General features: G+C 40.1%; 21 protein-coding genes and 2 pseudogenes. 5 read left to right on the forward strand and 18 right to left on the reverse strand.

Annotation, left to right across the window (positions count from 1 at the left end; translation table 11 throughout):
* Window positions 1–464 precede the first annotated feature (464 nt).
* The 6 genes from ABRT01_RS15675 to ABRT01_RS15700 all read right to left on the reverse strand — a co-directional run bounded on the left by ABRT01_RS15675 (window position 465) and on the right by ABRT01_RS15700 (window position 7556).
* Window positions 465–1922, reverse strand: coding sequence for an SLC13 family permease (locus ABRT01_RS15675; RefSeq protein ID WP_367748419.1), 1458 nt, complete (start codon window positions 1920–1922; stop codon window positions 465–467).
* A gap of 170 nt (window positions 1923–2092) precedes the next feature.
* Entirely contained in the window at window positions 2093–3295 is a 1203-nt protein-coding gene (locus ABRT01_RS15680) for a M20 family metallopeptidase (protein WP_367748422.1), read from the reverse strand.
* A gap of 95 nt (window positions 3296–3390) precedes the next feature.
* Window positions 3391–4368, reverse strand: a complete 978-nt coding sequence (locus tag ABRT01_RS15685; protein ID WP_367748425.1) for an alpha-ketoacid dehydrogenase subunit beta — start codon at window positions 4366–4368, stop codon at window positions 3391–3393.
* Window positions 4361–5455 carry a pyruvate dehydrogenase (acetyl-transferring) E1 component subunit alpha gene (pdhA, locus tag ABRT01_RS15690; protein WP_367748428.1) on the reverse strand — a complete coding sequence of 365 codons (1095 nt, stop codon included), beginning with the start codon at window positions 5453–5455 and terminating at the stop codon, window positions 4361–4363. The genes ABRT01_RS15685 and pdhA overlap by 8 nt, the downstream gene beginning before the upstream one ends.
* A gap of 13 nt (window positions 5456–5468) precedes the next feature.
* The gene (locus ABRT01_RS15695; RefSeq protein ID WP_367748430.1) at window positions 5469–6686 is read right to left on the reverse strand and encodes a dihydrolipoamide acetyltransferase family protein; all 1218 of its coding nucleotides are present in this window, start codon (window positions 6684–6686) and stop codon (window positions 5469–5471) included.
* A 297-nt stretch (window positions 6687–6983) separates the two neighbouring features.
* Window positions 6984–7556, reverse strand: coding sequence for a Uma2 family endonuclease (locus ABRT01_RS15700; RefSeq protein ID WP_367748433.1), 573 nt, complete (start codon window positions 7554–7556; stop codon window positions 6984–6986).
* A gap of 453 nt (window positions 7557–8009) precedes the next feature.
* Here ABRT01_RS15700 and ABRT01_RS15705 point away from each other — a divergent pair.
* Window positions 8010–8595: pseudogene (locus ABRT01_RS15705) on the forward strand (dicarboxylate/amino acid:cation symporter).
* 101 nt (window positions 8596–8696) lie between these two features.
* On the opposite strand, the gene ABRT01_RS15710 reads toward ABRT01_RS15705, so the two are convergent.
* Window positions 8697–9854 carry a pyridoxal-phosphate-dependent aminotransferase family protein gene (locus ABRT01_RS15710; RefSeq protein WP_367748436.1) on the reverse strand — a complete coding sequence of 386 codons (1158 nt, stop codon included), beginning with the start codon at window positions 9852–9854 and terminating at the stop codon, window positions 8697–8699.
* A 173-nt stretch (window positions 9855–10027) separates the two neighbouring features.
* Window positions 10028–10168, reverse strand: coding sequence for a YpzI family protein (locus ABRT01_RS15715; protein ID WP_269411498.1), 141 nt, complete (start codon window positions 10166–10168; stop codon window positions 10028–10030).
* Between the two features lie 144 nt (window positions 10169–10312).
* Here ABRT01_RS15715 and ABRT01_RS15720 point away from each other — a divergent pair, with 144 nt between their 5' ends.
* Window positions 10313–10702: a ribonuclease HI family protein gene (locus ABRT01_RS15720; RefSeq protein ID WP_269411497.1), complete on the forward strand. Its 390-nt coding sequence runs from the start codon at window positions 10313–10315 to the stop codon at window positions 10700–10702.
* A 380-nt stretch (window positions 10703–11082) separates the two neighbouring features.
* Here ABRT01_RS15720 and ABRT01_RS15725 read toward each other — a convergent pair whose 3' ends face one another.
* The 6 genes from ABRT01_RS15725 to manA all read right to left on the reverse strand — a co-directional run bounded on the left by ABRT01_RS15725 (window position 11083) and on the right by manA (window position 17821).
* Window positions 11083–12264: an ElyC/SanA/YdcF family protein gene (locus ABRT01_RS15725; RefSeq protein WP_367748441.1), complete on the reverse strand. Its 1182-nt coding sequence runs from the start codon at window positions 12262–12264 to the stop codon at window positions 11083–11085.
* Window positions 12265–12821: 557 nt separating this feature from the next.
* Window positions 12822–13739 (reverse strand): peptidoglycan recognition protein family protein, encoded by a 918-nt coding sequence (locus ABRT01_RS15730; protein ID WP_367748444.1) that lies wholly within the window; start codon window positions 13737–13739, stop codon window positions 12822–12824.
* 215 nt (window positions 13740–13954) lie between these two features.
* Window positions 13955–14104: a hypothetical protein gene (locus ABRT01_RS15735; protein WP_367748463.1), complete on the reverse strand. Its 150-nt coding sequence runs from the start codon at window positions 14102–14104 to the stop codon at window positions 13955–13957.
* Between the two features lie 42 nt (window positions 14105–14146).
* Window positions 14147–15382 (reverse strand): serine/threonine transporter SstT, encoded by a 1236-nt coding sequence (sstT, locus tag ABRT01_RS15740; protein WP_367748448.1) that lies wholly within the window; start codon window positions 15380–15382, stop codon window positions 14147–14149.
* 581 nt (window positions 15383–15963) lie between these two features.
* Window positions 15964–16410, reverse strand: coding sequence for a VanZ family protein (locus tag ABRT01_RS15745; RefSeq protein WP_367748451.1), 447 nt, complete (start codon window positions 16408–16410; stop codon window positions 15964–15966).
* A gap of 454 nt (window positions 16411–16864) precedes the next feature.
* Window positions 16865–17821, reverse strand: coding sequence for a mannose-6-phosphate isomerase, class I (gene manA, locus ABRT01_RS15750; protein ID WP_269411490.1), 957 nt, complete (start codon window positions 17819–17821; stop codon window positions 16865–16867).
* A 416-nt stretch (window positions 17822–18237) separates the two neighbouring features.
* On the opposite strand from manA, the gene ABRT01_RS15755 reads away from it, so the two are divergent.
* Window positions 18238–18513: an atypical membrane-integrating protein (Mistic protein) gene (locus ABRT01_RS15755; RefSeq protein WP_269411489.1), complete on the forward strand. Its 276-nt coding sequence runs from the start codon at window positions 18238–18240 to the stop codon at window positions 18511–18513.
* 104 nt (window positions 18514–18617) lie between these two features.
* Here ABRT01_RS15755 and ABRT01_RS15760 read toward each other — a convergent pair whose 3' ends face one another.
* Window positions 18618–18962, reverse strand: coding sequence for a hypothetical protein (locus ABRT01_RS15760; RefSeq protein ID WP_367748455.1), 345 nt, complete (start codon window positions 18960–18962; stop codon window positions 18618–18620).
* A 46-nt stretch (window positions 18963–19008) separates the two neighbouring features.
* Here ABRT01_RS15760 and ABRT01_RS15765 point away from each other — a divergent pair, with 46 nt between their 5' ends.
* Window positions 19009–19224, forward strand: a complete 216-nt coding sequence (locus ABRT01_RS15765) for a helix-turn-helix domain-containing protein (RefSeq protein ID WP_269411487.1) — start codon at window positions 19009–19011, stop codon at window positions 19222–19224.
* 30 nt (window positions 19225–19254) lie between these two features.
* Window positions 19255–19443 (forward strand): hypothetical protein, encoded by a 189-nt coding sequence (locus ABRT01_RS15770; RefSeq protein WP_269411486.1) that lies wholly within the window; start codon window positions 19255–19257, stop codon window positions 19441–19443.
* A gap of 413 nt (window positions 19444–19856) precedes the next feature.
* On the opposite strand, the gene ABRT01_RS15775 is transcribed toward ABRT01_RS15770, so the two are convergent.
* The 3 genes and pseudogenes from ABRT01_RS15775 to ABRT01_RS15785 all read right to left on the reverse strand — a co-directional run.
* Window positions 19857–20372, reverse strand: coding sequence for a superoxide dismutase family protein (locus tag ABRT01_RS15775; RefSeq protein ID WP_269411485.1), 516 nt, complete (start codon window positions 20370–20372; stop codon window positions 19857–19859).
* A 399-nt stretch (window positions 20373–20771) separates the two neighbouring features.
* Window positions 20772–21410, reverse strand: a pseudogene (locus ABRT01_RS15780) (carbon-nitrogen hydrolase family protein); the annotation flags it as partial.
* Window positions 21411–21511: 101 nt separating this feature from the next.
* Window positions 21512–22332, reverse strand: an 821-nt coding sequence (locus ABRT01_RS15785) for an RNA-guided endonuclease InsQ/TnpB family protein (protein WP_367748460.1), incomplete at its 5' end; no start/stop codon positions are given.

The following is a 22332-nucleotide window of genomic DNA, read 5'->3' on the forward strand; positions in this document are numbered from 1 at the left end:
TACACTTTTTTTAGTGTAAGCTCCTACGCCTTAATTTTTATTTACTGGAGTTTTGTCCCAGCCCCTTAAATTGTTTATCTTTGAAAGTTGCTTAAGATCAACACATATATGGGTAAAACTACATAATAAGAAAGATCCGGTGCAATTATTTATATATTGCGGGAAACTAAATTAGATACAACAGACAGGGAACGCCCGATGCAACTTCTACCATAATCAAGTGTCACTTCCATGGGCTGCAATATTTTTAAATAAACCTAAATAGAACTATAAATAAGTCCCACCCTTATCATTGGATGGGACTTATTTGACACTTACTTTCAAACAACAACCTTCCACAGAACATGGTGACTTCAACGTTCTACACAGTACGTGTCCATACTTAGTCGAAGTTCCCCAGTGCAAAAGTTTTACCAGATTTTGAACATCCATCATTCATACCTGTGTTTAAATCAAGAATTTTACTAAACTAATCCAATAATTCTCCACCACGAACACGCCAATATAATAATAGCAATTGTAGAAATGATCGTCGCATATAAACCAGGTTTCAGAAAGTCTTTTTGATCGATCATGCCTGAGCTATGAACTAATAGGTTAGGCATAGTTTCAACAACTAAAATAAATCCATAGAGACTGGTTAATCCTGCGGTAAAGCCAAGAATCATTGGATCTACATTTGCATTTGCGGCTATACTAATTACAATTGGAACAAGCGTAACCACTGCTGTTGAAACATTAGAGATTAACTTATGGAACAACTGTGTCAATATAGCAATAAATATTACTGCTAATAAAGGATTTTTTACAAAAGATAATACCCAATCTAAACTTAAATATTCGCTAATTGTATTTGCGGCACCTGAATCTATTAATGTGTACCCCATAGATAACGTTACGCTTGTCAACAAGACGGTATTGTAATTTATTTTCACTACATTTGCCCACTGTGCACATCCGATCCCTGGCAATGTCATCAATATAACACCTATTATTGCCGGTATACTTGGATGCAGTCCATGTAAAGGTTCCGTTGACCATAAAATTACAATAAAGATTAATATCAAGATACACCGAAATTCTTGTCCACTTATGGATCCCAATTCTTTCAGCTTTACTTCCATTTCATTTTTTATCATGGGAAAAGATCGTTCTTTCTTAGTTAATGGAAATACCTTTAAGAGTAAAAACCAGATTGCTGGAATTAATATCAACCATAAAGGAAATGTGTAAAAAAACCATTGGAAATAAGTGATTTTAATGTTTGCATAACTGTCAAGCAACTCAACTGTTAAAATATTGCCGATTGCTGCCGTCATAACAGCCGTTCCACTTATATTCCCACCAAATGCAATACCTAACAAAATCATTTTTCGCAAATTACTCCCAGGGCGTGCATCTACCGTTTTTATAATCATTGTTGAAATTGGCAACATCAGGGTTGTTCGTACAGCCGTAGCCGGAATAAAAAAGGCCTGCAATTGCATGATTAGAAGTATGCTACCCAATAATCCTTTTGAATGATTGCCCCATTTTTTTAATACTTTGTATGTTATTCTCCTTGCCAAAGGTGTTTCATTTACCGCTTTTGCCAACATCATTCCACCAACAATTAGATAAATGGCCGGAGAAGAAAATCCGCTGAAAATCATATCTGTTTCAGCAACTTTGAAAAGCAGCATAAGTACCAAAACAATTAAAGATGTAAGGCCTAAAGGAATTGGCTCAAGCGCCCACAGGATAACCCCAAAACATACAATAGCCGTCATAATTTTGGCTGAATGCGAAAATGTGTCAGGTAAGTAAAAATAAAGCGAAATAAATACACCAGTAGCAACGATAAATATCATAACCATTTTGGAGGCTGGCATTTTCACGTCCTTGTTTTTCTTTACTTCCCTTTTTTCAGCTAAAGAATTCATATGTAGTGTCCTTCCTTCATTTACCTTTGAATACAGATCCTTAACCCGTCTATATTATCCAAACCAATAAATTTACCTATTACCAAAACACGTATGATCCACAAGTCATCTTTTGGATTTTCACCGAATGAAAAGGGAGCCCTTCGCAAAGACTCCCCAAAGAAAACCGTTTATCCGACTTGATTTACCGATTTGACCGCATGATCCTTCATATATTGCAATGTCGCTTTTCCGAGTACTTTTGCAGCATGTAACAATGCGCGCTCATCAATATCAAATTTGGGATGGTGGTGCGGATATGGATTGTCTCGTTCTGGATGTTTAGCGCCTGTAAAGAAAAATGTCCCTTTCACATGTTGCAGATAGTACGAATAGTCCTCGCCACCCATAACCTGTGGTGTTTCCTTGACAACTTCCACACCAGGCACATCTTTGGCAAGTTCGGCAACAAATTCCGTTTCTTCCCGATGATTGACAAGCGTCGGATAGCCACGCGTATATGTATATTCATAATCTGCATCGGACACTTGGCATGTTCCCTGGACTACACGTTCAATTTCCTTTTCAATAAAATCACGCGTTTCTTCTTTGAACGTACGAACCGTTCCTGTCATTTCAGCAGTGTCCGCAATTACATTATACGGGTTTTGTGCAACGAAATTACAAATTGAAACAACGGCCTGATCAAGCGGGTCAACACGTCTGCTTACAATTTGCTGCAGGTTATTGATGAGCTGCCCGCCGATTACAATACTATCTTTCGTATCGTTCGGATAGGCTCCATGTCCGCCTTGACCTTGAATTTTAATATCAAAACGGTCTGGCGCGGCTTGTAATGGGCCAACACGATAACCAATTTCACCCAGTGGCATCTGTGCTTGTAAATGCGTGCCAAAGATAACATCCACTCCGTCCAGGCAGCCATCCTCAATCATCGCTGCTGCACCACCCGGCGGCAATTCCTCGGCATGCTGATGCACGAAAACAATCGTTCCTTCCAGTTCATCTTCCATTCCGTTCAACACTTTGGCAAGGCCTAATAAAGTTGCAGTGTGTCCATCATGGCCGCAAGCATGCATTACCCCATCATTGACTGATTTAAATGGTACATCCGTCTGTTCCTGAATTGGCAGAGCATCAAAATCTGCACGTAATGCTACAGTAGGCCCTGGCTTTTTTCCTTTCAAATAAGCTAACACTCCATTCCCGCCTATATTGGTACGAACTTTGTGCCCTAATTGTCTATGAAAATCAGCAATATACGCTGCTGTTTTCTCCTCCTTGAACGATAGTTCCGGATGTCGATGCAGATGGCGGCGAATATCGACTATTTCGTCATAGATCGCGTCTAAATTGTTATATAACTGTTCCAAGTTTCCCACTCCTTCAACAAAATCTTAACACTAATATTAATACAATTTTTCAGATAATGCCATAGGGAAATATATGCTTTTCAAACAACTCTCACTCAATAACTCAACAATTCATCAATCATCTTTCTTATCCGGCTCTCATTTGGCAGCCAATCATCTTCTACCATCCCAACCGGATATGGCGTATCAAATCCGGTCACCCGTAAAATAGGAGCTGCCAACGAAAATATTCCCTTTTCAGAAACGGATGCAGCTATTTCCGCTCCAACGCCATTCGTTTTGACTGCTTCATGTACGATTAGTAAGCGTTCCGTTTTTTCCACGGATTGCAGAATCGTTTCTTGATCAAGTGGTGCTACGGTTCGCAAATCAATTAATTCTAAATGGATCCCTTCCTGTTCATAGGATTCTACTATTTTTTTCAAAGTAACCACTGGCGGTCCCCAAGATACGATCGTGGCGTGAAATCCTTCCTTTACCACCTTGGCTTTACCAATCTCGACCTCATAAGTTTCTTCTGAAATTTCCTGGGGTTCTGCCCGATATAATTTCATCGGTTCCAGAAATAGGACGGGATCGTCATCGCGAATCGCGGCTATCAAAAGCCCTTTGGCATCATATGGGTTGGATGGCATGACAATTTTTAAACCGGGCGTATGACTAAACAACGCTTCCAAACTATCGGAATGCAATTCTGGCGTCCGCACTCCGCCCCCGTAAGGACTTCTTACCACGAGTGGCACAGAATACCCACCAGCTGTTTTAAACCGAATTCTTGCCGCCTGACTTGCCAGCTGATCCATTGCTTCGTAAATAAAACCCAGAAATTGGATTTCCGCGATGGGACGCATCTCGTTCAGGCTCATTCCAACCGATGTTCCGATGATGGCTGATTCAGCTAACGGCGTATCAATGACGCGTTCTTTGCCAAACTGCTTTTGCAAGCCATCGGTCACACGAAACACACCGCCATTTTCTCCGATATCTTCTCCCAATATGACAACCCGCTCATCTTGTTCCATTTCCAATTCCAATGCCTGTTTGATTGCCTGTAACAGCGTCATTTTAGCCATGGAGATCACCACCTTTGTCTTGAGAAAAAGTAGTCACATATTTTTGCTGTTCCACTAATTGATTACTCTTCGTGGCATACACATAGTCAAATGCCTCTGCCAATGATGGGGTTGGTTCTATTTCTACTTGGTCGATTTCTGTATCCATTTCCTGTTGAAGGCTTGCCACCAAAGATTGTTCCTCATCCTCATTCCACAGCTGATTGCTGACCAAGTACTTCTTTACTCGAATGAGTGGATCTCTTTTCTCCATCCATTGCTGTACCTCTTCTTTGGAACGATATTTATTAGGATCATCTGACGTCGTATGTGGTCCCAGACGGTAGGTTTCCGCCTCAATTAATGTTGGCCCTTCGTCATTTCTTGCTCGTTGTACTGCTTCCTTCATGACTTGATACACGCCAACCAGATCATTTCCATCAACTTGCACGCCTTTTATCCCATATGCAATTGCTTTTTGTGCGATCGTTTTGCTGGCTGTTTGCTGTTTTCGTGGCACGCTAATAGCATAATGATTGTTTTGACAGAAAAACACGACAGGTAATTGATAGACACTGGTAAAATTCAATGCTTCATGAAAATCACCCTGTGAAGTTGCTCCATCGCCAAAATAGCTAACCGAAACGGTATGTTCATGCTTTAATTTGGCTGCAAAGGCAGTTCCTACTGCATGCAGAGTCTGTGCAGCAATGATGATCTGAATCAGCAACATCCGCAGTCCCTCCGCATTCCGGCTGCCATATAAATGTCCTTTCACATAACGCAGTACCTGGTCAAATGGCATCCCATGAACCATGCATGCGGCAAGATCGCGGTAACTGGGACATAACCAATCGCTCTTTTCCAATGTAAAGGCACTCCCTACTTGAGCCGCCTCCTGACCACTTAATGGCGCGTATGTCCCTATCCGCCCCTGTCGTTGCATCCGTAATAACTTTTCATCCATCAATCTCGCTTTTTTCATCCATTTGTACATATGTAACATGGTATCATTACTAATCGGCATATCAGATGAAGGGTTATTTATTTTCCCCTCTTCATTTAGTAACTGTACACGGTCAAACGCTAATTGGTTCTCTTCAAACATACTCCTGTCTCCTTTATCTAGTCTTTAAAAGTAAGCTTTCAGGATGTTCCATATAATGAGTTAAATCATTCATGAATCTTCCTGCTGGCTCCCCATCGATAATCCGATGATCAAATGACAAGCTGATTCCCATCACATTGCCAATCCCAAGCTCCCGGTTTGGAAGGATAACCGGTTTCTCCTTAATGGCATGAACACCCAGGATGGCAACTTCAGGATGGTGGATAATCGGCGTTCCGTAAAACCCGCCCTTGGCCCCGGTACTGGAAATGGTAAATGTTCCACCCTGCAACTCGGCTAATGATAACTTCCCATTTTCAGCCTTCGTGGCAAGTGTTGCGATTTCCAATGCCAATTCATCAATGCTTTTTTGATCGGCATGGTGGATTACAGGTACGATTAATCCCTGATCAGTTGCCGTTGCGATGCCAATGTTATACTGCTTTTTCAGACGAATCTCTTGCTTTTCCTCATCGATTGTTGCATTAAAAATTGGATTTTTCTTCAAAACTTCCACTACTATTTTTATGATGATTGGTAGATACGTAATCTTATGTTCCGAAACATGATTGAGTTCTTTCCTCAATTGAACGAGCCTTTCCACATTGATCTCATCCATCCCGGTAACATGTGGAATAGTAAACGCCGATTTCGTCATGTTTTGATAAATTTGCCGGCGTAATCCCTTGATTGGAAGCACCTCATCACTTGGTGGCGTTTCTTGGGGTTTCTTGGTTTCCATGTTATCCGTTACAGTGAACCCAGTCCTATTATTTAGATAACCTTGAACATCTTCTTTTGTTATACGCCCATTTTTCTTCGTTCCAGTTACCAATTTCAAATCGACGCCTTTTTCCCTGGCAAATTTTCGAACACTTGGTGCCGCAATAATTCGCGGTTCATTGGGGGATGATTTTAAATGCGGATATTTCGTTTGTACCGATTGTTCCGGCTGTCCGGAGGTGTTATTTTCCCTTTCCGGTTCCGCTTCCCCTTGCGATAAATCTATCTCGGCAAGTGTTTCGCCCACTTTAACGATCTTCCCTACTTCGCCAAACAAACGTTTAACCACCCCCGTTTTCGGTGACGTGATCTCTACAGAGGCCTTGTCCGTTTGTACTTCGACAATGGGTGAATCAGCTTGAACTCTTTCCCCTTCTCGAACAAACCACTTCAGTATTTCCGCCTCGTGGAGCCCTTCGCCAACATCCGTAAAAGTCAACTCGTACATGTCATCACACTCCTTTGTTAGATAGTTCCACTTACTAAAATATAAAGTTTTTTCACAGTAATCGTTTTCAATATACTCTTTCATTTTATCAGAAAATTATTTCTAAGAACAGCGTACAGTTCGTGTTTACGGAAAAGTTTAGGTTGATCTTCCCCAGTTTTTGGTCGATATTACCGCAACCCTAGGAGTCAAGCCTTCATCTTGAATCTATTTCAATTAAAACCCATCGCCATAAAAAATAACTTCAGATCACTCCTACAAAACCAGTAGGACTCAATCTGAAGTCATCTTTTCAACCTAAAAATCATCTCGAAAAACATGCTCAAGCTTAACAGACAGTCCGTCAAAGGCAGAAGTATTTATTACATCACCATTTGCGAATGTTCCGGTATGTTTGTAGTATTCGTTCTCCAACAAATATACATCAATCGTTTCATACACCGGGTCAACTATCCAATATTCCTTCACGCCTGCTCTTTGATAGCGGTGGAACTTAATCATTTTATCGGTTTTCGCGGTTGATTTTGAGAGGATTTCCACTATCAAATCTGGTGCACCGGCAATATGATTTTTCATGATTTTATCTTTATCACACACAACCACAATATCTGGCGTAACCCATTCATTTACCTTGGATGGATCCTTTTCTCCACTGAGCGAAACATCAATCTCACTAACTACTCGGCATGACTGATTTCTAAAATGAATGTTAAATTCTGTGATAAGTTCTGATACAACGGATTGGTGTTTCACATTTGGTAATGGCGCCATATTATAGATACGGCCTTCAATCACTTCATATTGCATATCATCATCTAATTCCAGGTATTCAGCATAAGTAATCACATTATTTTCTTGTGATAAAACCATGCTTTCCCCCCTATTTGATCGATCATTCAAGTTAATACTATTTTACAATATCCCTTAGCAAGAATACAGTTTTATTAGCGATTGACCAAACAACCCTTCTTCCCCTAACATCAATCTCCGCATTTATTTGTTTGGAAAAAGAGATAAAAACCGATGGAAGTGACAAGTAAGGCAACCTTATTTCAATGTTTCACGACATTTCCCGGGAAATATTGATAGTGTTCCACGGTATTCACCAGTAACCACCAATAGATGCGCAAAATTAAAATCCGCTTTAGCATGCGTTTATTAAAGAGATGGAAGTACTGTATTTTGGTGATTTCAAATAACAAATTTTGTCTTTTTAGTTAAAATCCAAATTTCTTCAGCAGGAATTACCACCTTTGATGTCGAATATTAGTAAATTAGGGATTTTTAATATATCAGATCATGTATAAAATCACCGGTATCATTATGAAAGTCGCGCCAATCGGAGTACTTGGGCTGGTTGCACCGGTTGTTGGCGATTACGGACTATCTGTTTTACTGCCATTAATCAAGGTTATTCTCGCTGTCTTTGTAGCCTGTATCGTGCACGCAGCTATCGTTTATTCATCAGCTGTACAAATCTATGGCAAAATGAGTCCATGGACATTTTTTAAAGGAATTTCACCAGCGGCCATCGTTGCTTTTAGTACAGCAAGCAGTGCCGGAACATTGCCGGTGACGATTAAAAATTGCCAGGAAAACTTTGGTGTATCAAACAGAATCAGCAGTTTTGTCCTTCCACTTGGGGCGACTATTAACATAGACGGAACAGCGATATATCAAGGGGTCTCTGTTATCTTTATCGCCCAATTTTATGGCTTGGACTTATCATTGATGCAACTATTGACTGTTGTTCTGACAACCGTTTTGGCATCCATTGGAAGGAATCGCGCTGATTGCCGGAATTGATCGGGTTCTTGACATGCTAAGAACCTGTGTAAATATTGTAGGCGATGCGTCAGCGACTGTTGTTGTGGCAGGGTCGGAGAAGGAGTTGGAGAAAGGTGCTTAAGGATAGGTACTGGCTCTTTCGGTAAGATGGAAATAATTCTCCTGTTCAATTCACCCTAAATACAGACACAAACGGGACAGTGCGCCTGCCCCGTTTACACTTCAACTAAATTGTTCATCAAATACCGTTGCCGCCCGATCAATGTCAACATTATGCCCCATTTCTTCTAACGTCACACCGATTAACCGTACAGCTTCCTTCAGCATGTCTTTTGTGGTATTACCCATATGGCCAATGCGAAAAGCTTTTCCTGCCAAATGTGCAAGGGCACCGGCTACGACGACACCTTTTTCGGCTAGTTTAGCACGGAATTCAGCATCATCCACACCCTCTGGATACAGCACACATGTCAATGTTGTAGCCGCAACATCTTCATCAGCTAATGGTTTCATGCCATATGCTTCAAGACCTGATCGTACCAGTTTGGAAAATTCCTTATGGCGCTCGATACGTTTTTCCATCCCTTCCTCAAGGACAAGTTTCATGCCTTGATCATATGCATAAATGAGGTTAACTGCCGGTGTGGCAAAATATTTCTTTGGATCGTGCATAATTGGAATCCAGTTATTAATGTCTGTGTAATATGCCGGGACATGCTCCAGCTTTTTGCGAGCATCTAGTGCACTTTGGTTAAACGCAACAACCGCAAGTCCTGGTGGCACACCGATTGCCTTTTGTGATCCTGTCAAAACTACATCAATTGTTGCGTTATCATCCCCATAGCCCTTGCTCATATTCTCTTCCATTGCAGCAGTCGCACAAACACCATCCAAAATAACCAGCGCACCATGGCGTTTAACAACAGGTACCAATGCATCCAAATCGGCTGCAACACCTGTAGACGTATCCGCATGGGTGATGGTTACCGCCTTAAATTTATCTTTTGCCAACTTTGCCTCCAGCTCTACTGCAGTAACAGATTGTCCCCATTCTGCCTGGATCACCTCAATGTCGATACCAAAGGATTTTCCCAGTTTTATAAAACGATCTCCGAAAAACCCATTACTAACAACCAAAAGCTTTTCTCCAGGAGCGACCGTATTCACAACCGCCATTTCCATCGCTAGTGTGCCAGAACCAGCAATTACAAAAACCTCGCCATCGGTTTTGAGCATTTCCCTCGTTTGCTCAATTGCATGTTTATAAATGGCAGCAAATCGTGGATCTGTATGACTCCAGGTCTCCTGTGCCATTGCGTCATAAATAGAATCAATGACCGGTGTTGGCCCCGGAATTAGTAACATTTCTTTGTTTCTCATAAAAAATCCCCCCATAAAATCAATTACAATACAATCATATTTTATATGTTGGAGGAATGCAAATATTAAGAAATTGAATTATGTAGTTATCGGATACGGAAACTATTATGAAAAAGGGCTTTGCAGTGTTGTCTCTCTGCAAAAGCCCATATCATTTAAAACCAACTTGGAGATTATTTAAACCCATCATTTAATCTTCTCGCTTCTTCAGGGCTGGACATTTTTGTTGACCCTTTATATCGCAAACCCACATCACGATCTGATTGAACTTTTCCGCTTTCTTTCAACTTTTTTTCTTGACGATCTTTGCCCAATATACACACCTCCCATGCTTAACTTGGGTTTTTATAAAGAAAATTATACATTGAGATGGGACAGGTAAAGAGACATGAATATACACTCCTGCATCATCATTGTTATAATTTTTATGGATATATTATATTAGGGAGGAATAAACATTGATCGAAGTATACACAGACGGTGCATCAAGCGGTAACCCCGGTCTTAGCGGTGCTGGTATTTATATCAAAGCGGGAGGAAATACAGATGCATATACTTTTCCACTTGGAGTGCTTACGAATCATGAAGCAGAATTTCACGCCGTCATCAAAGCATTAGAAATTTGTAAACAGTACTTTCCGGGTGAAATTCTGTCATTCCGTTCCGATTCCAAGGTTGTAGTGGATGTTATCGACAAAAATTTCACGAAAAACCCATCCTTCCTTCCGCTGCTGGAAAAAATCCAACAAGAAGCTGGGCATTTCCCATATTTTTTTATCAAATGGATCCCTGAGAAGCAAAACCACCATGCTGACCAGCTGGCTAGAAAGGCTATTCATCTACATTAGTGGGACAAAAAAGCATGGCACTATCTAACTGGTGTACATATCCTTAGCTGTATATTCTGAATTTCCCCATTCCTCGCCCCTCTGTCACCTAAAGAATCTTGTCTCATATCAACCATCATTATATTAATAAGGATTCCACATCAGTATCATTTCGCATATTCCCTAAAATTTTAGTGTTGAATATCGTTATTGATATTATCCCATGCTTTATCTTTTACTTTAGGATGGAGATAGGTAGATTCACCATCCTTTTTTTCCATCTATTTTCTTCTCTGATTCATTTTTGCGTAATATTTTCTATTGCCTTTATATATTTTGTGATTGCTCCCTAAATAGTCATGACATTAATGCAAGTCATGGTTTTTCCCTTGATATATTAGCTATCTTTGCATCCCCGGGAATTGCCAAATACCGCTAGCTCGGATTAAATCACGGTAAATCACAAACTCTTCATCTTTTTTTACTTCCTCCGCCTCTTTCTGATCATCAAAATCCATGTGAACGATATTGCTAATATCCCGGTCGATATCTTCTCCCTGTTTTTGAAGCATATTATTGATTTCGTTAAAAACGACTAGCGCCCTTCTCATATGTGAGGCACTTGTGATTAAGGTAATGTCCTTAACCTCTTCCTCTTTAACAATATTCATGGAGAATAAGGCATTTTCGATTGTATCCGTTGCCATATCCTCCTTTATAACCCGATCTTCTTCAATACCTTCTTCAGTAAGCCAATCAAACATGACATCAGCCTCGGTATTTCCTTGTTTTGGAACACCGCCAGTAACTATAATCTTTGAATCAGGGTAGGCCTCGGCAGCTTCCTTGGCAACTTTCAACCTTTCTAATAGTGTATCTTCCATTTCCCCATCATCAGACAGAGCATAACCTAGAACAACAAAAGCGTGATTTTCTTTTTTTAAATCATCTGGCACTTTGGTTTCTAGGGTAACTCCCTCTATGTTGTCTACCAGATCAATTTTCCTGTTGTATTCTTTTGCTTTTACCTTGTCAATTTTCTCCAATTGATCAATGTCAGATTGAAAGGTATCAAGATCACCCTCTATTTTTGAATAAATTCCGTGCATTAACCAAGCATTAAAATACTCTTTATCATCGTTCATAATTTCTTTATATGTATTTAATGCTTCTGGGATTTCTTTTTGCAAAATTTGAGTTGATGCAAGGGCGTATTTCAAATCCATATCATGTGGCTCAATGGCGGATGCCTGTTTAAAAGCCTCTTCCACAACATCATAGTCCCCATGTAATGTAATCCCTTTGAACACTTCTTTTTCAGCTTCTTTTAAATCCCCGCCATACCAATAATAATGCATGGCAATATCTTTTAGCGCTTGAATTCGCTTACTTGTCGGGGAGTCATTTTTCACTTGATTGAAAAGATCATCAATATCCTGTTTTTCATCTTTCGATACATTTTCGATGTTATTTTCATCGGACGAAGCTGGCTGATCATTTTTGCTGGTTTCCGAATTATCACATGCAGCCATCATCGCTATTAAAAAAATAGAAAATAGCATTTTCAAAAGTTTAATTTTCATAATAAAACCCTCCGAAACATTTTATAAATAACACCCTGTACACCTTTTCATAAAATTATTATAAAAAAGCACATTGGGAATAGGGGTCTACTAATTCGACATACTTGTAACGCCTAACCAAATTTATCACATAATCATCTTAAGTTACTTTTCAGACTATCCTAAACATTACCATTGCCTTAAGTAAATAAATGTTTTAGTCTAACCCATATTGTTTGACAATTTCAGTGCATTCCACATTCCGTAAAAGGATCTTCATTTTATCTATTTGTTTCTTTTTAATGCATAATCTCCGCGCACGTAATACAAAATCATAGAAGAAGAAACTCACTTCTATGATCTCGCAAAACACTTCACATCACATCAAAACAAAAACCCATTTGCTCCACATACTCTCCATCCAACTTCGCTTTTACCTCAATAGGAAGTTCATCTCATCCATTGGGTACCCGTTGATGATCCCTTATCCGTCAATTGATAGATTCCCTCGTTAATGATAATTGCTCTTTGGAACATCGGTAAAGGTGATTTCAATTGATTTTCCCAAGCTTGTCCGTTTATTTCTTTGTAACAGCCAGTTCATCATATTTTAGTTGAACCAAATCAACAAATTCATCCCAATTGTACCCCCACTGTTGAAAATAAGCATGTGGATCAACATGTGTTGTCCCACCTAAATGGTTGCTTACTGCCTTATGTGACCATAGTGAGCCAGTTCCAGTCTTTTCCGCACTGCTAACGCCAAGATCGTATTTCCATAACAGAGATGCAATATAATTCGCATAATTATTGATCGATCGTGCAAATTTATCAAAACTATGGACACGGACCAATTCCACGTGAATGAAGCGTTCATTGGCAAATCGTCCTGCACCCCATGAGGCGTAATTAGTCGGGTGTATTTCAATTACTTGGGAATTATCCACAAAAGCATGGACAAACGCATTTTGATAATTTCTCGTCGTATAAGAAATTTCATTGTCAATTGTCGATGAATTATTAGCTGTTTCATGCGCGACCACACCCTCTGGTTTCCCATTACGGTAGCCAAACTTCGGAAAGACTGATTTATGATCATACGCTACTTTCGCAGTTGGTAGATTCTTAGATTGAATGTAGTCATTTACATTAGGATAGTTAGCCTTTTTAAATGTGGACAATTTATTCTCTTCTGCTTCCCCGTGGTTCACATGTTCATCTTCACCTTCATCAATACCATTGCGCCATCCTTCTGGTATATACTGAAGCTCGTCCTTGGTAAGTTTACTAATATCTTCCCCATGCACCTTTGCACCCTTCTTGACACCCAGTTCGTTATATTCATCATCTTGTTTGGAATCCTTTTTATCGTTCGTTGTTTCAGATTGCTTTTCGGTTTGATCATCCGAATCGTTATTTGTTGCTGCAAAAGAACCTGTCGGAAATCCCACAGTACAAATGATGAATGCTATCATAATGATACCTATCTTTCTCATGTCTACTCCCCTTCCTTTTGTTTTCTATGAACCTATTTCCTTAAACTTTAAAACGAAATCTACTATGTATTTCTTGTACCCCTCCTTTCTATTAATCACTTATTCTAAGTTAAGAATAACCAATAGCACTAAAATAATCAATATGAGGATAAACATTCCACCGGCGGACTTAACCGATATTTAGTCAAAGAATTTTTCCTTATTAACGGTTACCTTTAATTCAGTTTGTCCACGCAGGCACCTGCACCAGTTACCTTGACAGTTTCGCCTGTTACCACTTTGGAAATGGAGTGAATATCCAGTTCTACCGGTTCCCGGCCGAGCATATCAGCTGTCTCAACATCTCTTTGGGTACCGTCAAACACACAAAAAAAGCCCTCCATAACGTAAATAAAGGGCTTTCTTTTTTATGATACATTCATATTAATTTTTCCCCCTGCTTTTCGCCTCTCTCTAAATTCGGCCGCAGCTGTGAAAAGGGCGTCTGTTGACGAGTTAAGTGCTGTTTCACAAGAATCTTGTAAAACACCTACGATAAAGCCCACGCCAACTACCTGCATTGCAATATCATCTGGAATTCCAAAGAGGCTGCATGCCAAAGGAATTAGTAATAAAGAACCACCTGCAACACCCGAAGCACCGCAAGCACATACTGCTGATAAAACACTAAGGATTACTGCCGTTGGGATATCCACTTGAATATCCAATGTATGAACTGCAGCCAGTGTCAGAACGGAAATCGTAACAGCGGCACCAGCCATATTAATGGTTCCGCCCAACGGAATGGATACAGAGTAAGTATCTTTATTCAAGCCAAGTTTTTCACATAATCTCATGTTAACAGGTATGTTTGCAGCAGAACTGCGTGTAAAGAATGCTGTAATTCCACTTTCCCTTAAACATGTAAATACAAGTGGGTATGGATTTTGACGAATACATATAAATACCATGATTGGATTAACAACGAGAGCTACAAAGAGCATGCAACCCAACAAAACAGCAAGTAACTTTCCATAATCAAGTAAAGCATCAAGTCCACTTGTAGTAATAGCCTCAATAACTAGTCCCATAATACCAAAAGGCGCAAATTTGATGATCCATGTAACGATTTTGGTAACGGCATCTGAAATATTGGATATCATTGTTTTGGTAGTATCCGGCGCACTTTTCAAGGCTAAACCAATAAGTATTGCCCAAGCCAATATACCGATATAGTTCGCATTGTAAATCGCCGATACCGGGTTGTCTACGATGCTCATTAGCAATGTTTTAAGAACCTCTACTACACCACCAGGAGCCGATAAATCTTCAGAACCTGTAGCAAGTGTTAAGGTTACAGGGAATATAAAACTTGCAATAACTGCTATAAATCCGGCTAAAAAAGTACCCAACAGATAAAGAACGAGAATCGATTTCATATTCGTTTTATGTCCACTTTTATGTTGAGCGATGGCCGCCATAACTAAGAAAAATACCAATATTGGCGCAACCGCTTTCAAAGCTCCTACAAATAAAGATCCTAAAATGATAAAGGGTTTCGCTACACTCGGAATAGCAATGGCGAGAATAATACCTACAACCAAACCGATACATATTTGTTTAACTAAACTTAAGCGATTCCACATATTCCATAGTTTTTTCATGAAAATCCCCCCTTGTAAAATGCAATATTACCTAGCTCATTAAAAATGACCCTAGGAACTGCACCCTTCATTATCTACACTTCACCTTTTATTAATACTATTTCAATTAGTTGGTATTTGTCAACTTAAAATTTCCGCTTCCCTAATAGTGCGGACTTGGCGCTCGAACAACTCGAACTATTCAAATTTGTCCTAGGATCTGGTGCTGTTACTTAAAAACACCTTATCCTTCTACCCTCGTTCAAAGACCACCGTTTTTATTTCTCTCTTTAATTTTCCTATATTTCTGTGAATGCAACGGATACCCCCATATCCACACGACATAGTTCATATTATACTAGAGAATGACCATCATCTAAGGGTGTATATACGAAGATAATGGTCCCTCAAATTATAGAACGAAAACCTAAAATTCACGAGAACTACGACCCTATTTAAAAATATAAATCTTCTAGCTAATTTGTATGAAACCCTATGCAGTTATGGATTAGCTCAAGCAAATATAAATCTCAAATCCACTCATCGTTTTGGACGCCAACCATTTTATTCCACCCAAAGTTACATGTCTGAGTCGCATTCACCTAGGATTTATATCTCTGCTTACCTTTCCAAATTAACAAATCCAAGATAATCCCAACACATGCTCCAACACTATCAATCAGGACATCTCTAACCTCAGCGGATCGGCCGGGTACAAATAGCTGGTGCAATTCATCTGATGATGCATAGAGTACGCAAATAATCAAAGCAATCCCGATAGTCCATCGCCCCGCGCCACTTCTTCTTAGGGTATGGGTCAACAGTAACCCAAGTATTAAATAGGCTAAGAAATGGGCACACTTTCTGACAATATGATGAAACTCATCCATGTTAACCTCTGTACCTGGAACAACTTTTTCGACAATCGTTACCATAACATCTGATATTCCTATACTAAGTTCATCGGAGGACGAAGCTGGTTCATGGGATAAATAGAAAATAATAGCCATCCAAAAAATAACGGCTGCCCAGGAAAATATTTTGATCATTTGTTTTGTTCCTCTTCTCTCTCCGTTTTAATTCTAATGAGAAAATCTGCCCTGACTATAATGATCCGTCAAACCAGTATCCTAGCTCAATATTTTCTCCATTTTAAAATTGGTCAGTATAGCCCTGTTGTTTGCAAATCTCTTGGTATCCCCGATGTTCTCCAACTTTTTATAACTTTGCTTTTTTCATCGATTGGCGCCCAAGCTGCTAATTGAGCTGTTGAATAATCCCTTGCCCATTTACAGTATGAACCGTTTCATAGAACAAATTGACAAGTTCCTCGGTATCTCTACTGTTAAATTTGATAATATCCACCATCACACCTCCGCAACAAAATTGTGTCGTATGGCAGTAACTAATTGCTCGACGGGAAAGTGGAATTATGTACGTCGGCACTCCAACAATACTATTTCTCTTAGAGAGACTACGGGAAACGCAGCCTGTTCCATATCGTTATAAATACGAGACCACAAACTCCGCATTCCCTTGCAATTCATAAGCCTTTATTCCATGTGGCAAAATAAAATGAGTACCTTTTTCAACATGAAAAGCCTTCCCATTCACACGAATCTCGGCACTTCCATGAATAACACTGACCTGCAAGAAGTCCTTGGTTAATTCCTTGCTAACCTTACCATGCAATGTCCAATGATAAACAGTAAAATATTGTGCTTCGATCAGCTGTTTACTAATTAATCCGTCACGAACTTCCTTTTTTTGGTCAGCCACTACAGGTTGATGTGGGACGGTTGCCACCTCTTTGGCACGCTCCAAATGCAATTCACGTTTGCCCCCCTGTGCGTCCACCCGATCATAATCGTACACACGATAGGTAATATCCGAGCTTTGCTGTGTTTCCAGAATGACAATCCCTTTCCCAATCGCGTGAATCGTGCCACTTGGAACATAAAAAAAGTCGCCTGCTTTCACTTTTACGCGCTGCAGTAACTGATCCCACTCACCTTGATCCAACATATACTCCAGTTCTTCCCGCGTGCGGGCATGGTGTCCCAATATCAATTCAGCACCAGGTTCGGCACTTAATACATACCAGCATTCCGTTTTCCCGTATGGTACACCTTCCACATGACGAGCAAAATCGTCGTTTGGATGGACTTGGACAGACAGGTCATCATTTGCATCCAACATTTTTACCAATAGTGGATATTCCTCATTATTGTTCACTTGCTTATTAAATAATTCACCATGTTCGCTCCATGCATCCGCTAACGTCTTTCCGGCTAATGGTCCATTTTCAATCATGCTTGATCCGTTTGGATGGGCGGAAATCACCCACGCCTCTCCTGTTTTTTCGTATGGAATATTATAATGGTACTCCGTTTTTAATTTTTGCCCACCCCATATCCGTTCCTGAAATACAGGTTGTAAAAAAATCGGTTCGTTATACATCTATTTTCCCTCCATCAATTTATCACTCATGTTAATTTATTGCATTAAAGGTGGATTTTGATCACACCGGAATTTATAAAGTTATTGATTATCGCGGTCAACTATCTGGTTTGGGAAATGAAATCATTGGATAGATTTTTCCTAGTTTACTAAGATTAAGAAATTGGGAAACCGTTGACAACCATCGCTATGAACATTCTAGCATATTACCAAGGTACAACCTATTTAATAACGCTTCCTGTTATGGGAAAAACTAATCCAAAAACATGCACTAAATTTTGAGAATCGCTGATATAATTAATGAACCTGTCGATAAGTAGTTAAGCTGATTCAACACAGCCGGTTTAACACCAAGAAATAAAAATATATCCGCGTTGTTTTTATGCTTTTGGGCACCCTATTACCGGGTGATAAACATGAAAGCAAACGAACTGGAAACGAAACGATTTGACAAAGCACTGGATGAATTCATCGACCTATTCAATAACCTGGAACAGGATGAACCGCTTATCCATTTTAGTGACGATGTTGTTAAAAACATTGAACTTGCCAAGAAGAAATATGGAGATCATATGGTGGATGAGAAGATAAATACGGTTGTGCGGGAAATGCTCTCTTGGCTGGATCTGGAGGACGTTGAGGATGAAGCAGAAGACCAGGAAGAAGAGGATGAACAAGATGATGAGGAGTAACTGCAGGTTCGGGGATAGTAAAAAACAACTACCGCCGGGCTATTCTCCTTGCCAATGTCCCTGCTAAACTTGCTGTGAAACATTTTACGGCGGTTTTGGCACTTTTATCGGCGATTTTCAATTTTCTCCTTAAAACGAGCCAAATTTATATCAAAGTTATGACAAGCATTTTCCATTTCGTTCAATTGTATACTGCTTTGATCAACTTTTATGCGTTCTCGATCAACTTTGTCGCGTTCTCGATCAACTTTGTGTCTAATTCCATTAACCTTTGTAAACCTTTCTGCCTTTACGCCAAGCCCCTCCACTGACAGCGAATTTGTTGCGTCGCCATACCTACCCTCCCGCCCCATATATATTAGTTCTAAAATTTTTTTATTCCATGCCACCGTACCCGTTCCAGTTTCGATAGTAGTAATGATAGATGAAGATGATTTCTGGTAATTCATTTCTGTCTACTTCATATCCCTGTTGTCTACGAAAGGAGGGGTAGCTTTGGACCGGCATACTATTACTGTTCAGGAGGTCGCAGCTTATCTGGGTGTGCATACCGATACAATTTATTGCATGGTAAAACTTAACCAGATCCCGCACTTAAGGCTGCGTAACAAAATTTTATTTACGAAAGACTCCATTGATTTATGGATTCAAGATCAGGCAAAGGCAACCCGCATGAGTAAAAATGCAGGTTCATTGGCCCGTTTCTATTAATAGTGGATTAAACCAAGGGAGGAAGATTAGATGGACAACCAGGTGTTTTTGTTGTTGAAGGAACGGTATGAACAAAGTGGAGTGATTTTGTCTGCAAGAGAATTACAGCGGACATTGCCAAAACCATGCACATCGGAATATGTAGTAGAGGGGATTTATAGATTTGATGCGTATTTGGACATGGCTCAGCGCGATGGTAACGCAACATTTAAAAGGTGATTGCTGATCCGAACAAATTGAATAAGTCATTATTACATCATTAAAAAGTATTTTAGAAAAAATAACACCCCGTCTCACCTACATAAATAGCACACGTAGGAACGCAAGCCTTCAGTTCGACAGGGCATATCCTTTATTATTAATTTCAACCATAGATTTTAGTGCTGATCCTAAATAATATCTTAATTTTTTGATTAAACATGTACCTGAACTAGCCACCATAAAAGCCGCTCTCATGTTATACTATGCGCCATCCATCATATCAGCTTTTTCGTTAATATCATCGATAACAGATAACACCCAGGATACCTCTGACCTCATTGATATTATTTCATCCATTACATACACAAATTTTATCCCAGGCACTCGTGCAAATACTAATAACCTGATTTGCGTGTGTGCCTGGCAACCACTTAATACGCTCTAATAACCCCACAACCAACGCGCTTTCCAGAATCCCCAGACGGTTGTGAGCGAAAGTCGTCCGGATTTTCATGAATCATTACCGACTTGCCAATAATATCTTGACTCTTGAACCGGTTGGTAAAAAAGGACATTCTTGAATAACCGTTGTTGGAAAACAAAACGGGAAAATCCCCGGGGTGGTGGCCATGTGGCTGATTATTCGGATTCCAATGCCCACCAGCCTGTTTAAAAGGATCTGCTTCATCTCCTACCGAGCAATCACCTTTTTCATGAATGTGGAAACCATGTGGTCCAATTGGCGCCTTGTCACCATGTGCAGGTTGGTAATGCGGCAATCCATTTACTTCAACCGTTACCTCATTTCCACCAGGGACATCGGTGAACAAAACATATCCACGCAGATTCGGTGCCAATTCGCTTCCTCTAATCTCTGCATATGCCCTACTCACTTGATTTCTTACCGGATAATACGTATAAAACGGATAATAGATATATGGATACAATTTAGTTAACCTCCTTTATCATGCCCATTTTATGCCCAGGAGGATTATTTTGTGATGGGATAGGATGGTTCCAGGCCGCTGCTGTTAATCACTATATTGGTTACAGTCCTATCTATAAAAGTATGATTATCAACCATAATGGGGTAACTATCGACCTTATTTCAGGAATATCGGCCAAGATGGGGGAACCTTCGACCTTAGTTCTGCGTATATCAACCAGGACGAGTGAAATATCAACCTTGGTTCAGGAATATCGGCTGGGATATGGAAATTATCGACCCTGATTTAAGGGTATCAACCAAGTTTGGGCGATGACCAACCGAAATAAGAAAATTAACCGAAAAAATTGTGTGCGCTTTTAGCACGCACACAATTCCTTTTCCCGTATAAACCAATATTTCATTCTTCATTCCCAATTACGTTCTCCTGCTTTTTCTCATTCACTACCAACTGAAAAACATCCGGTCTTGCATAATGGCCAACCACGTCAAAGTCAAACTGTGCCTCAGCAATCCTGTTCAAATCAATATCACCGTAAATAATTTCTTCCTTGCCAAATACAGGTTTGGCAAGGAAGTTTCCCAACGGATCCACAATACAGCTGCCACCCCGGGACATTTCGTTAGGCAGATTTGCAAATTCCTCACGGGAGGCGATATCAGGTGGAAACATATCCTTTGTTGTGTATTGATTACACGATAAAACAAAACACCTTCCCTCCGCAGCAATATGACGCATAGAGGCTAACCAGGTATCACGCGGGTCCGCTGTTGGCGCAATATAGATTTGTACACCTTTTGCATACATCGCCGTCCTTGCCAGTGGCATATAATTTTCCCAACAAATCAACGAACCAATTTTGCCATATGGTGTGTCAAAAACAGGTAACGTACTGCCATCTCCCTCTCCCCAAATCAACCGTTCCGAGCCAGTCGGTTTCAGTTTTCTATGCTTACCGAGTAATTGCCCATCCGGACCAAAAAATAGTGCTGTGCAATAAAGCGTCCCTTGGCTGGAGTCACTGTCTTTTTCAATTACCGCACTCCTTTGTCTATTTAAACCTAACCGAAATTAAGCCTAAAATTAATCAAAGACCTCTTCTCTATTACCAAGAAGAATGTTTGTTTCACCCCCCGGATTTACTTCCCGAGGCCAGCAGATGGGGTCAAACCACAAGCAATCTTTGCCTGTTTAAAATCCCACCACACTGTATACATAGGGGATTCCACACCTATGTAGCCTGCGCGAGGCAATCGCTTTTTGGCTTTCTTTCCGATATTAACTGCACTGTTGATATCTCTCGAAAGCGTTGTACCGCAGTTTACACATGTAAAGCTGCGAATAGATGGATCTTTTTTCTCTTTGTTACCGCAGACACAACAGGTTTTGGTTGTGTCACGTTCATCGATCTTTTGATAATATTTACTACTTTTTTCCTGCACCCAGTTCAAAATACTCCTGAATTTACCGACTGGTGTTTGATTTAACATGGCTCTTCTCATTGACCCGTATTTCGCTACATCGGGAGTTGGTGTATAGTCACCAATGTAGATCGCATCGTAACGCTTGGAAAAATAATGCGCATAGCTAAATAACAGCGTCTTCATTTGTTCTCGACGTTTTAATTGCGCCTTTTCCAAAGCATGATTGAGTCTCTTCCAACGTTTGCTTGGCTCAAAATAGGTGACGTTTGGGGTGCATACCAGCTTATTAAATTTTTCACATTTGTCCCGTTTTGATTTGATTTCATCGATTCGTTTATCCCAATACTTCAACAGTGCATTCATCGATTTCAATTCATATGATTTTCCATCACTGCCTAATCCTACTGCCAAATTCTTATGGTTGGGATCAAATACAATAAACGATTGTTCCTTCACCTTGGTGATTTCTTTGACATCTTCTATTGTAAAAATGGCATAATACGAATCCAGATCCTTTGTAATGCGAAGGGTTTTGA

Origin of the sequence: Lentibacillus sp. L22, from assembly GCF_040812445.1 — a bacterium.
Lineage (GTDB): Bacteria > Bacillota > Bacilli > Bacillales > Amphibacillaceae > Lentibacillus_C > Lentibacillus_C daqui.

Bases quoted from the DNA above. Each gene is read 5' to 3' on its own strand.
- ABRT01_RS15675 (WP_367748419.1), bottom strand. From the start codon at position 1,922: ATGAATTCTTTAGCTGAAAAAAGGGAAGTAAAGAAAAACAAGGACGTG.
- ABRT01_RS15685 (WP_367748425.1), bottom strand. From the start codon at position 4,368: ATGGCTAAAATGACGCTGTTACAGGCAATCAAACAGGCATTGGAATTG.
- pdhA (WP_367748428.1), bottom strand. From the start codon at position 5,455: ATGTTTGAAGAGAACCAATTAGCGTTTGACCGTGTACAGTTACTAAAT.
- ABRT01_RS15695 (WP_367748430.1), bottom strand. From the start codon at position 6,686: ATGTACGAGTTGACTTTTACGGATGTTGGCGAAGGGCTCCACGAGGCG.
- ABRT01_RS15700 (WP_367748433.1), bottom strand. From the start codon at position 7,556: ATGGTTTTATCACAAGAAAATAATGTGATTACTTATGCTGAATACCTG.
- ABRT01_RS15710 (WP_367748436.1), bottom strand. From the start codon at position 9,854: ATGAGAAACAAAGAAATGTTACTAATTCCGGGGCCAACACCGGTCATT.
- ABRT01_RS15725 (WP_367748441.1), bottom strand. From the start codon at position 12,264: ATGAAAATTAAACTTTTGAAAATGCTATTTTCTATTTTTTTAATAGCG.
- ABRT01_RS15730 (WP_367748444.1), bottom strand. From the start codon at position 13,739: ATGAGAAAGATAGGTATCATTATGATAGCATTCATCATTTGTACTGTG.
- sstT (WP_367748448.1), bottom strand. From the start codon at position 15,382: ATGAAAAAACTATGGAATATGTGGAATCGCTTAAGTTTAGTTAAACAA.
- ABRT01_RS15745 (WP_367748451.1), bottom strand. From the start codon at position 16,410: ATGATCAAAATATTTTCCTGGGCAGCCGTTATTTTTTGGATGGCTATT.
- manA (WP_269411490.1), bottom strand. From the start codon at position 17,821: ATGTATAACGAACCGATTTTTTTACAACCTGTATTTCAGGAACGGATA.
- ABRT01_RS15755 (WP_269411489.1), top strand. From the start codon at position 18,238: ATGAAAGCAAACGAACTGGAAACGAAACGATTTGACAAAGCACTGGAT.
- ABRT01_RS15760 (WP_367748455.1), bottom strand. From the start codon at position 18,962: ATGAATTACCAGAAATCATCTTCATCTATCATTACTACTATCGAAACT.
- ABRT01_RS15770 (WP_269411486.1), top strand. From the start codon at position 19,255: ATGGACAACCAGGTGTTTTTGTTGTTGAAGGAACGGTATGAACAAAGT.